Here is a 12,591-nt window from a genome sequence, read left to right as displayed (position 1 = left end):
GATCAGGTGTGAGGAATGACGATGGCGGCCTTCTTCTTCGACGCCGTCTGGTTCTGAGCCTGCAGGCCGCTGGCGTTGTCGCTGATGATGCGGTCGACGATCTCATCGGCTTGCTTGCCGAGGTCGCTGTAGACGTTGGTCTGGAAGTTGGTCGGTGCTGCTTCCAGCGTCTTGCCGTCGCCGTGGATGTCCACAGTGGCGGTGGTCGACAGGCCGACGCGCAGCGGATGCGCCTGGACTTCCTGCGGATCGAGCGCGATGCGCACCGGCACGCGCTGGACCACCTTGATCCAGTTGCCGGTGGCGTTCTGCGCAGGCAACAGCGAGAAGGCGCCACCCGTGCCGGCCGAGAAGCCGACCACGGTGCCCTTGTACTTGACGTCGGAACCGTAGACGTCGGCAATCACCTCAACCGGCTGGCCGATGCGGATGTGCTTCAACTGGCCTTCCTTGAAGTTGGCGTCAATCCAGATCTGTTCCAGCGGCACGATGGCCATCAGCGGGTTGCCGGGAGCAATGCGCTGGCCCAGTTGCACCGAACGCTTGGACACGAAGCCCGAGACCGGCGCCACGATATTGACGCGGGCGTAGTTCAGGTAGGCGTTGCGCACCTGGGTGGCCGCCTGCAGCACATTCGGATGTTCGGTCACGCTGGTGTGATCGGTCAGGGCGCGATTGGCGGCAAGACTGGCGCGGGCCTGGTCGAGTGCGGCGGCGGCATTCTTGACGGCGTCCTGGGCATGCGCCAGGTCTTCCTGCGAGACGGCGCCGGAAGCGATGCCGGCCTGACGGCGTTGCAGGTCGTCGCGGGAGCGTGCGAGATTGGTTTCAGCCGCAGCGACGTTGGCCGCCAGCGTGTCGTTGTTCAGGAAGGTCTGGCGGGTCTGGCGCACGGCCTGGGCCAATGCCGCTTCGGCTTGCGCCAGGGCGAGTTTGGTGTCGGCGGCGTCGAGCGACACCAGTTGCTGGCCGGCCTTGACGACTTGCGTGTCGTCGGCCTTGATCGCGGTGACGGTGCCGCCGACCTGCGCCGAAATCTGCACGACGTTGCCGCCGACGTAAGCGTCGTCGGTTTCTTCGAAAAAGCGGGCATGCAGGAACCAGTACAGGAAAAGGCCGATGGCAATGGCCAGCAGGACGATCGTCAGCAGCAGCAACTGGCGCTTGCGTTTGCCGTTGCCATTACCGTTGCTGGCGGCGCTGCCGTTTTGTGGAAGGGCTTCACTCATGAATTACTCCGTGTATCTCTTTGTTTTTTCTGGGAGGCGCAACCGCTCATGGGCAGTTGCGTCACGCTTGGATCCGTCTGATAAAAATTATTGCGCCTTGGTTGCCGCAGGGGCTGCCGGCGTTGCAATCGCCAGCCCCGCCTGCTGCGCATCGAAGCCGCCGCCCAGCGCCTTGAACAGGCCGATCTGCTGGTTGCGCTTGCTGGCTTCCAGGTTGATCAGCGCCTGTTGCTGGGCGAGCAGGGCGGTTTCGGCGTTGAGCACCACCAGTTGCGAGGTCAGGCCGATGCGATAGCGTTCGCGCGCCAGATCGTAGGCGCGCTGCGTCGACGCCAGTGCTTCGCGGCGAATCGGCAGCTGGCGATCAATGGAACGAATGCCGGTGATCTGCCGGGCGACGTCGCCGTAGGCTTCATTGAGCGTCTGGTTATACGACGCCACCGCCATGTCGTACGATGCATATGATCCCTTCAGGTTGGCGCGCAGCGCGCCGCCTTCGAAGACCGGCAGGCTGATCGCCGGGCCGAACGCAATGCTCTTGCTAGCGGCCGTGAACGGATTCGAGTTGAGCAGCGAGTCGAAGCCGATCATCGCCGACAGGTTGATGTCGGGATAGAAGCGCGCCTTGGCGACATCGATGTCCTTGGTCGCGGCTTCTACCTGCCAGCGTGCCGCGACGATGTCGGGACGGCGGCCAAGCAGGTTCAGCGGCAACTGCGCCGGCAGTTCCGGCGTGGTCAGCGTGGCCATGCGCGGCGCGGCGATTTGCAGGCCGCGGTCCGGACCCTTGCCGATCAGTACGCCGAGCTGCTGGCGCGTCAGCGTGATCTGGCCTTCGCTTTGCACCAGCTGGGCGCGTGCTTCGGCGCTGCTGCCTTGCGACTGGCTGCGTTCGATCTGCGTGTCGAGACCGGTCTTGACGCGGTCGGAGGTGATCCTTTGCAGCGACTCGCGCTGGTTGACGGTGCGCTGCGCAATATCATGCAGCGCATATTCGGTCGCCAGCTGGTTGTAGGTCGAGGCAATCGAACTGGCCAGCACCAGGCGGGTTTCCTGGGCGCCGGCTTCGGCGGCCTTCTGCTGCGACACGGCTTGCGCCAGTGCGGCATGGTTCTTGCCCCAGAGATCCAGCTCATAGCCGAGGTTCAGGAACGCTTTTTTCTCGTTGTACCAGCTGCCGCCGTAGGGTGGCGGATAAATGGTGGTTTCCGGAAACAGGTTGCGCGTGACGGACGCATCGGCGGTCACGGTCGGCAGCAGCGGTGCGCCCTTGCTTTCGGCCAGTGCGCTGGCCGAGGCGATACGCGCCTGGGCTTGCTGAAGGCTGGGGCTGTTTTCCATGGCTTCGGCAATCAGCGCGCTGAGCTGCGCGTCGCCGAACTGGTCAACCCAATTGGCGGCCGGCCATTGGCCCTGGCCCTGAGCGGCCAGGCTGCGCTCGGCGGCGTAATCGCCGGGTTGCGCCATGTGTTTATCGCTGCCGATGCCGCTGAAGCTGGCACAGCCGGACAGGCCGAAGGTGCCGATGGTGAGCGCGCAAAGGGCGACCACCCGCAAACGCAGTGCGGGCGATGAGGCGGATGTCATGACATTCTCCAAAGTGGATTCTTATTGCTGTATCTGGATGTGGATCAATATAGCTAATGCGTCGCCGATGAGTCCGGCAACCGACCTGATGCTGAATTTTTCGACGAGGTTGCTGCCACCGTTTGAACTTCCTGGCCGGTGGCTACTTGCTGAAGCTGTTTGCACGCTAGCGAGTAAAAACTCATCTTTTTGTATTATACTCGCATATACGAACATTAGCTCATGTTAGAAAGTTGGATTGAAAAATGAAACTGCAGCCACGTAAAGAACCTCGCCAGGCGCGCTCGAAAGCCATGGTCGACACTATCCTGGACGCCATGGCGAGAGTGCTGGTGGAACGCGGTTACGCCAAGACCAACACCAATCTCGTGGCGGAAGCGGCGGGCATCAGCGTCGGTTCGCTGTATCAGTATTTTCCCAACAAAGACGCGCTGATTTTTGCGCTGCGCGAACGCCACGTCGCGCGCATGCTGCATCTGTTTGAAGAAGTCGTCGCGAAGATGGACGCCTCGGGCAGCCTCGAGCGCGACTTCGAAGCGCTGATCGAGGCGCTGGTGGCGGCGCATCTGGTCGAACCGGAACTCAATCGCATCCTGGAAGAAGAATTCCCCTCATTTCACCTGCCGGTGTCGAACCATGTCCGCCAGCGCTTCTTTGAAGCCATCCGCGGCGTCCTGATCAAGCATCGCAAGAGCATCAGCGCGCCGGACGTGGATGTGGCGGCCTTCGTGGTCCAGCGCATGCTCAAGGCGCTGGTCAATGCGGTGGTGCTGATCGCGCCGCCGGGACTCAATGCGGCCAGCGTGCGATCAGAAATTGTTCCGGCAGTTGTTGGTTATTTAACAGCGCAAAGATCGAATTAATTGCATAATGAGTCTCGCTCGCCAAAAACGCCCCAGATAACAATTCCGAGGTGAGCAGGCTGGCAGGTTGTGCTGCCGATTTTTCGATCCGTTTTTCAAATTCAAATTTGCGGCGATGATGCGTCTATCGTTTGTTCACCGGCATGCCCGTCGCATGCTGGCAGGGGGTCTTGCGTTGCTGGCGGCCGGCGCCGCCGTGAGCGCTGCGGCCGCGACCGTGACCGTGCAGGTGCTCGACGTCACCGGCGCGCCCGTGCCCAATGCGGTGGTGTACGCCGAGCCGGCCGGCGGCCAGGTGGTGCCGAAATCGCTCAAGCAGGCCGAAGTGGAGCAAAAGGACGTCAAATTCTTCCCGCTGGTAAGCGTGGTGCAAGTCGGCACGCCTATTCTCTTTCCCAATCACGACAAGGTGCGGCATCACGTCTATTCGTTTTCGCCGGCCAAGACTTTCGAGCTGAAGCTGTATTCCGGCGTGCCGACCAGCCCGATCGTGTTCGACAAGGTCGGCACCGTGGTGCTGGGCTGTAATATTCACGACCAGATGGTCGCGTACGTGCAAGTCGTCAATACGCCGTTCTTCGGCAAGACCGACATGGCCGGGCGCGTCAAGCTGGACGGCCTGGTCAACGGCAAATACGCGCTGAAGGCCTGGTATTTCAAGATGGCGCCCAATGAGGCGGCGATGGAGCAGCCGATCACGTATCAGGGCGCCGATATGAACGCCTCGGTCAAGCTGGCCGTCAAGGCCGTTCCGGTGGAATAAGCGTCATCGCAAGCTAAGGGAAACGGGGAGCTCACAAGTGCGTTGGCATCGGCTGGAAAACCGCATCGTTGCACTATTCATCATCCTGATCCTGCTGGTCCAGCTGGCGGGTTTCATCGCCATTCGCAAGGCGATCGATGAAAACGCGCGCGCGTCGATCCGCGACGAGCTGATCATCGGCGAGCGCGTGTTCCTGCGCCTGCTGGAGCAGAATGCCGACAAGCTGACCCAGGGCGCCCGGTTGCTGGCGTCGGATTTCGGCTTCCGCCAGGCGCTCGGCACCGACGATCGCGAAACCATCACCTCCGTACTCGAAAACCACGGCGCGCGCATCGGCTCGACGCTGTCGATGCTGATCGGCACCGATCAGCGCGTCAAGGCGTCCACCCAGGCCTATCCCAGCACCGACCTGCAGCGCAGCGCGCTGGAGCTGGTCGGCAAGGCTGTCGCCACCAACGGCGCCTCCGACACCGTGATCGTTGACGACAACCTGTTTCAGATCGTCGCCGTGCCGGTGCGGGCTCCGGTCATCATCGGCTGGGTCGTGATGGGTTTCCCGGTCGACAAAAAACTGATTTCCGACATGCGCGCCTTGTCGTCGCTGCAGGTCAGCGTGCTGGTGAGCACACGCGCAGGCCAGTGGCAGCAGGACATCTCGACGCTGGCCAAGCCGGAGTCAACCATGCTGATGTCGCAATTGCCGCAGTCACCGGCCGGCAACAGTTTCATTCCCCAGCTGAGCATCGCCGACAACGATTACAGCGCGCGCTTGCTGGTGCTGGCCAAAGGCCGAAACAACCAAAGCGCGGTGGCGGTGCTGCAGCGCTCGATCAGCGAAGCGGTGGCGCCGTATCGCCGCCTGCAACTGATCCTGTTGTCCATCAGCATCATCGGCGTGATCATGGCGATCTTCGCCAGCGCCTTCGTGGCGCGCCGCATCACCCGTCCGTTGCGCGCATTGGCCGATATCGCCAAGCGGCTCGGCACCGGCGACTACCGCGCCCGCATCGACATCAAGGGCGGCGACGAGATCGGCAAGCTGGCCGATGCGTTCGAAAGCATGCGTTCCGGCATCGCCAATCGCGAACTGGAAATCCGCCGGCTGGCATATTGGGATCCGTTGACCGATCTGCCCAATCGCGTGCAGTTCGCCACGCTGCTCAACACCGCCATCGAGCGCGCCAAAACCACCGGCGGCCAATGCCATATTCTGATGATGGATCTGGACCGCTTCCAGCATGTCAATGACGTGCTCGGCCACAGCTTCGGCGACAGCCTGCTGCGCCAGGTGGGCCGTCGCCTGGAGCAACAGCTGGAACGCGAAAACGACAAGGTCGCCCGTCTCGGCGGCGACGAATACGCGATCCTGCTGCCGGCCACCGACCAGGTCGAAGCGGTGCGCCAGGCCAAGCGCATCCTGAGTTCGCTGGAAGTGCCGCTGTCGATTGATGAACAGACCGTGGATCTCGGCGCCGGCATCGGCATCGCCGGTTATCCGGAAAACGGCGAAAACAGCGACACCCTGCTGAGCAACGCCGAAGTGGCGATGTATGTCGCCAAGCGACGCGGCAGCGGCTTCACGGTCTATGAACCGTCGATCGACAAGAGCAGCCAGGAAAGCCTGAGTCTCTTGAGCGAACTGCGCCGCGCGCTCGACCGCAACGAATTCCTGCTGTATGCCCAGCCCAAGGTCGACCTGGCCTCGGGGCGCGTGGTCGGCGCCGAGGCGCTGGTGCGCTGGATGCATCCGGAAAAAGGCTTCATCGGTCCGGACAATTTCATCCCGTTTGCCGAGACCACCGGCTTCATCCGCATGCTGACGTCGTGGATGCTTGGCAAAACGGCGATCCTCTGCAGCGAACTGCAAAGACGCGGGATTTCGCTCAAGTTTTCGGTCAATTTGTCGACGCGTGATCTGCTGGACCAGGATTTGCCGCAGCACTTCGCCGATATCCTGGCGCGCAACAACCTGGCGCCATCGTCCATGTGCCTGGAGATCACCGAGAGCGCCATCATGGACGATCCGGTGCGCGCGCAACTGACGCTGGAACGCCTGAACGCCATGGGCGTGGAGTTGGCGATTGACGATTTCGGCACCGGGTATTCGTCGCTGGCTTACCTCAAGCGCCTGCCGGTGGACGAACTGAAGATCGATAAATCGTTCGTGATGAACATGGAGCATGACGCCGACGACGCCAAGATCGTCAAGTCGACCATCGACCTGGGCCACAACCTGGGGCTGCGGGTGGTGGCGGAAGGGCTGGAAACACTGGCGGTCTGGAATCTGTTGCGGCAGATGGGCTGCGACCAGGCGCAAGGTTATTTCATGAGCAAGCCGATGCCCGGCGACCGCTTCATCGAATGGCTGGAGCAATGGACGCCGCCGGAGATGCCCAGCCAATCCGAGAACATGGCGATCTGAGTTGCTGCGCCTGGACTCGATGCAGATTCGGGGCAGTGTTTGGGGGAAAAGGGGAGATACATGACCAATACGGCTGGAAAAGCGCTGCGGCAGGCATCCATGCTCGCATTGAGCGCCTTCATGGCATTGACGTCCGCCACGGCATCCGCGCAGAGCGCAATGACGCCGGACATGGGCAAGCTGATGGCCACGGCCGGGGTGGTCCAGGTCGAAGGCGCCGGCGGCGGCGGCCTGGTGCCGTGGGCCACCATCACCGGTTACGGCAGCCGCGACAGTTACGGCGCCAATGTGCATTACACCTATGTCGGCACCCAGGACTACAAGCTGGCCTCGTACGGCGTGGCCGTCGGCATCGCCGACCGCGTCGAGCTGTCGGTGGCCAGGCAGCGCTTCACCGGCAGCCTGGCGCCGCTCAATAATCTGCGCATCGACCAGGACATCTATGGCGTGAAGGTCAAGCTGGCCGGCGACATCGTCTACGACCAGGACACCTGGATGCCGCAGCTGGCGGCCGGCGTGATGGTCAAGCGCAACAACGGCATCGGCGGCCTGGGTGCTGCCCTCACCAACGTCAAGGACCTCGGCGCCAAGAGTGATTCCGGCATCGATTACTACCTCGCGGCGACCAAGCTGTTCCTCGACCAGAGCTTGCTGCTCAACGCCACCGTGCGCGCCACCAAGGCCAACCAGATGGGCATCCTCGGTTTCGGCGGCGACAAGAACGACCGCTATCAGGCCATGCTGGAAAGCTCGGTGGCCTATCTGCTCAACCGCCAGTGGGTGGTCGGCGCGGAATACCGCATGAAGCCGCGCAACCTCGCCGTCGACAACGAGAAGGACTATTACGATGCCTTCGTCGCCTGGTTCCCGAGCAAGAACCTGTCGCTGACGCTGGCCTACGTCTCGCTCGGCGACATCACCATCTACAATCCCAAGCGCCAGGACGGCGTCTATCTTTCCGTGCAGGCGGGCTTCTGATGAAAAATCCGACGACAATTTCGGGCCGGCTGGCTGCGATCCCGTTTGTGTTGGCTGTGTTGGCTGTCCTGATGGTGCTGACGACAGCCTTGCCGGCCCTCGCGCAAAAAGCCGACGACAGCCTGTACCGCGATCTGGGCGGGCTGGAAGTGCTGACCAAAGTGGTCGACGACACCCTGGCCCTGGCGCTGGCCGATGCCCGCATCAAGGACACTTTCAAGGACACCGACATGAAGCGGCTGGCCAAGCTCATCACCGAGCAGTTCTGTGAACTGAGCGGCGGTCCGTGCAAGTACAGCGGCGATCCGATGAAGGAAGTGCACCAGGGCCTGGGACTCAGCAATACGCAGTTCAACGCGCTGGTGGAAGACCTGCAGGCGGCGATGGACAAGTCGGGGATCTCCTCGCGTACGCAGAACAAGCTGCTGGCCTTGCTGGCGCCGATGCAACGCACTGTTGTCACAAAATAAAGATCCGGGCCGGGAAGAATATATTTTCGTGGGAGTGGAATAAAACCCGCGCTGCAGACGTCTACCGTGTCATGGGTAAGGCAAAACCGCGCAACCCTGCTACGAAAGGAATACCGCCATGAAACTGCTCCCACTGTCCCTGCTGACATTGACCCTGCTGTCCTCCGCCGTGCCTGCGGCCTTTGCTGAAGAGATGGCTGTCAAGAAAGCCGACGACGTCCTCGTCACCACCAAGGGCATGACCGTCTACACCTTCGACAACGATCCGGTCGGCAAGAGCGTCTGCAACGGTCCTTGCGCCACGGCCTGGCCGCCGGTGGCGCCGGTCGGCACTCCAAGCGCACCGTTCTCGGTGATCAAGCGGGATGACGGCAGCCCGCAACTGGCTCTCAATGGCAAGCCGCTGTATCTGTTTGCATCCGACAAGAATCCGGGCGACCGCGGCGGCGACAATTTCAAGAACATCTGGCACGTCGTCAAGAACTGATCCGTTTCTTCAGCTGAGCCCATGTCCGACGAAAGTCATCTGCTCGCCTGCCTGCCGCGCCTGCGCCGTTACGCGCGGGCGCTGGTCGGCGATCGCGCCGGCGCCGACGACCTGGTGCAAGACACCATGGAGCGCGCCTGGCAAAAGCTGGCGAGCTGGCGCAGGGGCAGCGACATGCGGCCCTGGCTGTTCAGCATCATGCACAACCTGCACGTCGACCAGCGCCGCAAGCCGGTGATTCCGACGGTCGCGCTGGATGACGAGGATGCGCTGGCGACGCCGGCTTACGCGCCGGACCGGCTGGTCGGATATGACCTTGAGTCGGCGTTGCGGCTGCTGGCCGCCGAACAACGCGAGATTTTGTTGCTGGTCGTCCTCGAAGAGATGACCTATGAAGAAGTGGCCGCGACGCTGGGCATTCCGCTCGGAACCGTCATGTCGCGCCTGTCGCGCGCCCGCGAGCGCTTGCGCACGCTGGTCGAAGGACGGCCCCAGCATTCGACGTTGAAGGTGGTCAAATGAACCCGTTACCGGTTACCGAAGCCGATTTGCAGGGCTATGTCGACGGCTTGCTGCCGCAGGAGCGGCTTGCCGATGTCGCCGCCTATCTGGAGCGCAATCCGGAGGAAGCCGAGCGCCTGCGCACCTACCGCCACCAGAACCAGGCCTTGCACCTGCTGTTCGATCCGGTGCTGGACGAACCGCTGCCGGCGCGTTTGTCGGCGCGACCCAGCAGCAACTGGGAATTGCTGCGGCGTTACGCGGCGGTGTTCATCGTCGCGATTTTTGCCGGCGCCGGCGGCTGGTATCTGCACGGCGCGGCGCAATCGTCGCCTGTTGGCTGGATCGCCGCAGCGGCGGGAAGCGCCACGCGCGTAGATGCGCCGCTGATGATGGCGCGTCGCGCAGCCGTGGCGCACGCTGTCTACACGCCTGATGCGCGTCGCCCGGTGGAAGTCGGCGCCGACCAGGAAGAAGCGCTGGTGCGCTGGTTGTCCAAGCGCATCGGCGCCGATGTCCACGCGCCCAAGCTTGCTCCCTTGGGCTACGAACTGATCGGCGGACGTTTGCTGCCGGGCCAGAGCGCGCCGGTGGCACAATTCATGTATCACGACGGCGCGGGCCGGCGGCTGACCTTGTACGTTTCCACCGACCAGGTACAGAACAAGGACACCGGCTTTCGTTTTGCGCAGGAAGGCACGGTCAACGTGTTCTACTGGATCGACGGCAAGTTCGGCTATGCCTTGTCAGGCAGCATCGACCGCACGGAACTGGCGCGCATCGCCAATAGCGTCTATGAGCAGCTGGACAAGCCGGTCCGATAACGGCTAGGCGGATTCCGAGCTGTCCTGCGCTGGTGTTGATGCTGGTGCTGCCGCGGTTGCGGCAGCGCGGGGCGGGATGAAAAAATCCGCCGGTTTCTTCAGGAAGCGCGCGCACAGCGACTTCAGCAGCGGCCAGCCGTGGCGGAATTTCACCTGGCGCGAACGCAGCGCCACGAACAGCGCCAGCGAAAAACTGACCCACAGGTTCATGGTCCCGATCGCCAGCACGCCGAAGGTCGAGACGGCGATCACGCTCCAGCTCACGGCATGGTCGAGGCCGACCAGCGCAATGGCGAAATTGGTCGCCGAGAACGTGATGTGGCGGATATCGATCGGCAGCCCGAGCAAAAAGCCGACGGTGCCGATGGTGCCGAGCAGGATGCCGAAATAGAAATTCCCCATCAGGCCGCCCAGGCTGATTTCCAGATAGTCCCCCAGGCGCTCCGTGCGTGCCTTGCCGAGCAATCGGCTGAGCCAGCGCGCGCGGGCCACGCGTTGCGACATGCGCGTGTAAAGCGCCTTGTTGTCGTAGTAGCCCGAGATCAAACCCGCCAGGAACAGGCAGACGCCCGCAATCGCCGCGTGGAACAGCGCCAGGCTGGAGAACGGATCGATGTCGTGCAGCAGGTGCTGCGCCTTGTCCGGCGCCACGAAGTGATGGCCGGCCAGCAGGAAGTAGCCGCTCGCCAGCAGGTATGCCACCGGGAATGCGATCGTCAGGTTGCCCAGGACCGCCACGAACTGCGTGCGGATCACCTTGACGATCAGTTCGGTCAGGCTGTCGAGATCGAGATTGCGGCCGTCGCTGCTGTGCAGTCCGGCGGCGATGCGCGAGGCGGTCATGGCCGGTTGCTTGGTGGCCACCGTGAAATGCAGCACGTGGATCAGCATGAAGCCGAGCGAATAATTCATGCTGAACAGGAAGGCTTCCACCAGCGGCGCCGCTCGCAAGTAGGAGAACAGGATCTTGATCATCGACATGAAGCCGATGATGAAGCCTGCTCCCGCCGCCGACTTGTACATGGCGGCATATTCTCGCCGGTCCTCGGCGATGTAATGCTCGCCGGTGCGGCTGGCGTTTTCGGTGATGTTGCGCGCCAGCAGGTTGATGTTGGCGGCGAACAGGTCGCGCACGGTGTACTTGCGGTTGTGCGCCTCGATCAGTTCCAGTCCCAGTTCGAGGCCGATGCCGCGCTTTTGCATCGCCGTCACGGCGGCGTTTTCAGGCTTGCCGACATCAACCAGCGACAACAGTTTGCGCAGGCGGTCGAGATGCTGGTCCAGGCGCACCAGCCGGTAAGTGACGGCGATGCTGGTGCCCAGGCGCAGCGTGCTTTTGCGGATGCGGGTGACGACTTCCTGGCATTGATCCAGCATCACCAGCACGTGGCTGGCGTCTTCCAGCGGCGCCGGTGATATCGCGTCGGCATTCAGATGATGCATGTAGCCGTCGAGGTAGCGGTGCAGTTCGACGTTCTGCATCAGGAAGGGCGATTCGAAGGCCTTGACGTCGCTGTAGATGCGGATCAGCTCCGGCTCGATGCCGATCGCGCTGATGCGGTAGGACAGCACCTGGATGGCCAGCAGGATTTCGGTCAGGGTCTTTTGCTCGTCGAGCTTGTCGAACTTGTCGGCTTCGGGCGGCAGTTCAGCGTCGGCGTTTTGCAATACCTCGAACAGCGCGGCCCAGTCGTCGACCGGCACTGCGCGCATCCACAGGTAATCGGTGTTGAAGGGGAACAGTTTTTCCAGGCAATCGGACAGGTAGCGATCGTCCAGCGCGGGCGGCAGCACGCGGTAGGCCAGGCGGCGATGCAGTTCGGAGAAGAAGCCGTCATTCGACAGGATGCCGATGTCGGTGTACAGGCTGGTCTGGCGGCGTGCCGACAGCAGATGCAACAGATGATGGCGCAGCGTGGCGGCGTGGTGCGGATGCTGCTGCAGCAAGTGCGTCAGCGTGCGGACGTTGGTGATTGCCAGCGCGGGCGCTTCGCGTTTTTTTGGGCGCAGCAGCTTGACCAGTGCAATGGCGTTGTCGAGTTCGCTGCCGGCCGGGGAGTCGCTGATTTTTTCTAATAAGTGGAGCATGAAATTCAAAGTAGGGATGCAGATGCCGGGGGCCTCATCTTAACCTGTGTAAAACCAGGATAAGGACATGTGATTTTCGTTAAGAGTTGTCAGATTGTGTCGCTAACGGGGAGTTGCATATGCCTTGTTGGAAGGAGTTTTCATGGAGATCGCATCTCTGGCAACTGGTGTCGCAACCGCCTGGCTGGCGAAAAAAGCTGTGGAAGGGATAGGTTTGGACCTGACCAAGGTCGCCAATCACGTTGTCGACGACGTGGTTGGCCTGGTCAGTCCGGCCCTGCCAGCCAACCCGAATATAGGCCGTCTCATCAATACCAAGGCCTGAGGGGGAAACCGGATCGTGCGGGTTTCCATTCAATCGCATCCCGCGAGGGGTGCG

The 12,591-nt window shown here is 62.2% G+C and carries 12 protein-coding genes; 9 read left to right on the top strand and 3 right to left on the bottom strand.

Annotation, left to right across the window (positions count from 1 at the left end):
- Nucleotides 1-2: 2 nt before the first annotated feature.
- Both F506_RS15885 and F506_RS15880 read right to left on the bottom strand, forming a co-directional pair.
- Nucleotides 3-1,229 (bottom strand): HlyD family secretion protein, encoded by a 1,227-nt coding sequence (locus F506_RS15885; protein WP_053198993.1) that lies wholly within the window; start codon nt 1,227-1,229, stop codon nt 3-5.
- Nucleotides 1,230-1,316: 87 nt separating this feature from the next.
- The gene (locus F506_RS15880; protein ID WP_053198991.1) at nt 1,317-2,816 is read right to left on the bottom strand and encodes an efflux transporter outer membrane subunit; all 1,500 of its coding nucleotides are present in this window, start codon (nt 2,814-2,816) and stop codon (nt 1,317-1,319) included.
- A gap of 245 nt (nt 2,817-3,061) precedes the next feature.
- Here F506_RS15880 and F506_RS15875 point away from each other — a divergent pair, with 245 nt between their 5' ends.
- From F506_RS15875 to F506_RS15840, 8 genes are all read left to right on the top strand, one after another.
- Nucleotides 3,062-3,679, top strand: a complete 618-nt coding sequence (locus F506_RS15875; protein ID WP_053198989.1) for a TetR/AcrR family transcriptional regulator — start codon at nt 3,062-3,064, stop codon at nt 3,677-3,679.
- 154 nt (nt 3,680-3,833) lie between these two features.
- The gene (locus F506_RS15870; protein WP_053198987.1) at nt 3,834-4,442 is read left to right on the top strand and encodes a methylamine utilization protein; all 609 of its coding nucleotides are present in this window, start codon (nt 3,834-3,836) and stop codon (nt 4,440-4,442) included.
- A 37-nt stretch (nt 4,443-4,479) separates the two neighbouring features.
- Nucleotides 4,480-6,864, top strand: coding sequence for a putative bifunctional diguanylate cyclase/phosphodiesterase (locus F506_RS15865; protein ID WP_053198984.1), 2,385 nt, complete (start codon nt 4,480-4,482; stop codon nt 6,862-6,864).
- Between the two features lie 120 nt (nt 6,865-6,984).
- Nucleotides 6,985-7,842: a DUF3034 family protein gene (locus F506_RS15860; protein WP_235471558.1), complete on the top strand. Its 858-nt coding sequence runs from the start codon at nt 6,985-6,987 to the stop codon at nt 7,840-7,842.
- The gene (locus tag F506_RS15855) at nt 7,842-8,312 is read left to right on the top strand and encodes a group I truncated hemoglobin (protein ID WP_053198981.1); all 471 of its coding nucleotides are present in this window, start codon (nt 7,842-7,844) and stop codon (nt 8,310-8,312) included. The genes F506_RS15860 and F506_RS15855 overlap by 1 nt, the downstream gene beginning before the upstream one ends.
- Nucleotides 8,313-8,430: 118 nt before the next feature.
- Entirely contained in the window at nt 8,431-8,799 is a 369-nt protein-coding gene (locus tag F506_RS15850; protein WP_053198979.1) for a COG4315 family predicted lipoprotein, read from the top strand.
- 21 nt (nt 8,800-8,820) lie between these two features.
- Nucleotides 8,821-9,321 carry an RNA polymerase sigma factor gene (locus tag F506_RS15845; RefSeq protein ID WP_053198976.1) on the top strand — a complete coding sequence of 167 codons (501 nt, stop codon included), beginning with the start codon at nt 8,821-8,823 and terminating at the stop codon, nt 9,319-9,321.
- Nucleotides 9,318-10,124, top strand: coding sequence for an anti-sigma factor family protein (locus tag F506_RS15840; RefSeq protein ID WP_053198974.1), 807 nt, complete (start codon nt 9,318-9,320; stop codon nt 10,122-10,124). Before F506_RS15845 ends, F506_RS15840 begins: the two co-directional genes overlap by 4 nt.
- A gap of 3 nt (nt 10,125-10,127) precedes the next feature.
- Here F506_RS15840 and F506_RS15835 read toward each other — a convergent pair whose 3' ends face one another.
- Entirely contained in the window at nt 10,128-12,212 is a 2,085-nt protein-coding gene (locus F506_RS15835; RefSeq protein WP_053201711.1) for a site-specific recombinase, read from the bottom strand.
- A gap of 142 nt (nt 12,213-12,354) precedes the next feature.
- Here F506_RS15835 and F506_RS15830 point away from each other — a divergent pair, with 142 nt between their 5' ends.
- Nucleotides 12,355-12,537 carry a hypothetical protein gene (locus F506_RS15830; RefSeq protein WP_053198973.1) on the top strand — a complete coding sequence of 61 codons (183 nt, stop codon included), beginning with the start codon at nt 12,355-12,357 and terminating at the stop codon, nt 12,535-12,537.
- Nucleotides 12,538-12,591: the final 54 nt, after the last annotated feature.

This window comes from Herbaspirillum hiltneri N3, assembly GCF_001267925.1.
Lineage (GTDB): Bacteria > Pseudomonadota > Gammaproteobacteria > Burkholderiales > Burkholderiaceae_D > Herbaspirillum > Herbaspirillum hiltneri.
Note: the sequence above shows the minus strand (reverse complement) of the source record. Positions and strands in the feature narration are given on the sequence as shown.

Excerpts from the sequence above, each read along its gene's own strand:
- F506_RS15880 (WP_053198991.1), bottom strand. The coding sequence starts at position 2,816 with ATGACATCCGCCTCATCGCCCGCACTGCGTTTGCGGGTGGTCGCCCTT.
- F506_RS15860 (WP_235471558.1), top strand. The coding sequence starts at position 6,985 with ATGGCATTGACGTCCGCCACGGCATCCGCGCAGAGCGCAATGACGCCG.
- F506_RS15830 (WP_053198973.1), top strand. The coding sequence starts at position 12,355 with ATGGAGATCGCATCTCTGGCAACTGGTGTCGCAACCGCCTGGCTGGCG.
- F506_RS15855 (WP_053198981.1), top strand. The coding sequence starts at position 7,842 with ATGAAAAATCCGACGACAATTTCGGGCCGGCTGGCTGCGATCCCGTTT.
- F506_RS15840 (WP_053198974.1), top strand. The coding sequence starts at position 9,318 with ATGAACCCGTTACCGGTTACCGAAGCCGATTTGCAGGGCTATGTCGAC.
- F506_RS15885 (WP_053198993.1), bottom strand. The coding sequence starts at position 1,229 with ATGAGTGAAGCCCTTCCACAAAACGGCAGCGCCGCCAGCAACGGTAAT.
- F506_RS15835 (WP_053201711.1), bottom strand. The coding sequence starts at position 12,212 with ATGCTCCACTTATTAGAAAAAATCAGCGACTCCCCGGCCGGCAGCGAA.
- F506_RS15845 (WP_053198976.1), top strand. The coding sequence starts at position 8,821 with ATGTCCGACGAAAGTCATCTGCTCGCCTGCCTGCCGCGCCTGCGCCGT.
- F506_RS15870 (WP_053198987.1), top strand. The coding sequence starts at position 3,834 with ATGCTGGCAGGGGGTCTTGCGTTGCTGGCGGCCGGCGCCGCCGTGAGC.
- F506_RS15850 (WP_053198979.1), top strand. The coding sequence starts at position 8,431 with ATGAAACTGCTCCCACTGTCCCTGCTGACATTGACCCTGCTGTCCTCC.
- F506_RS15875 (WP_053198989.1), top strand. The coding sequence starts at position 3,062 with ATGAAACTGCAGCCACGTAAAGAACCTCGCCAGGCGCGCTCGAAAGCC.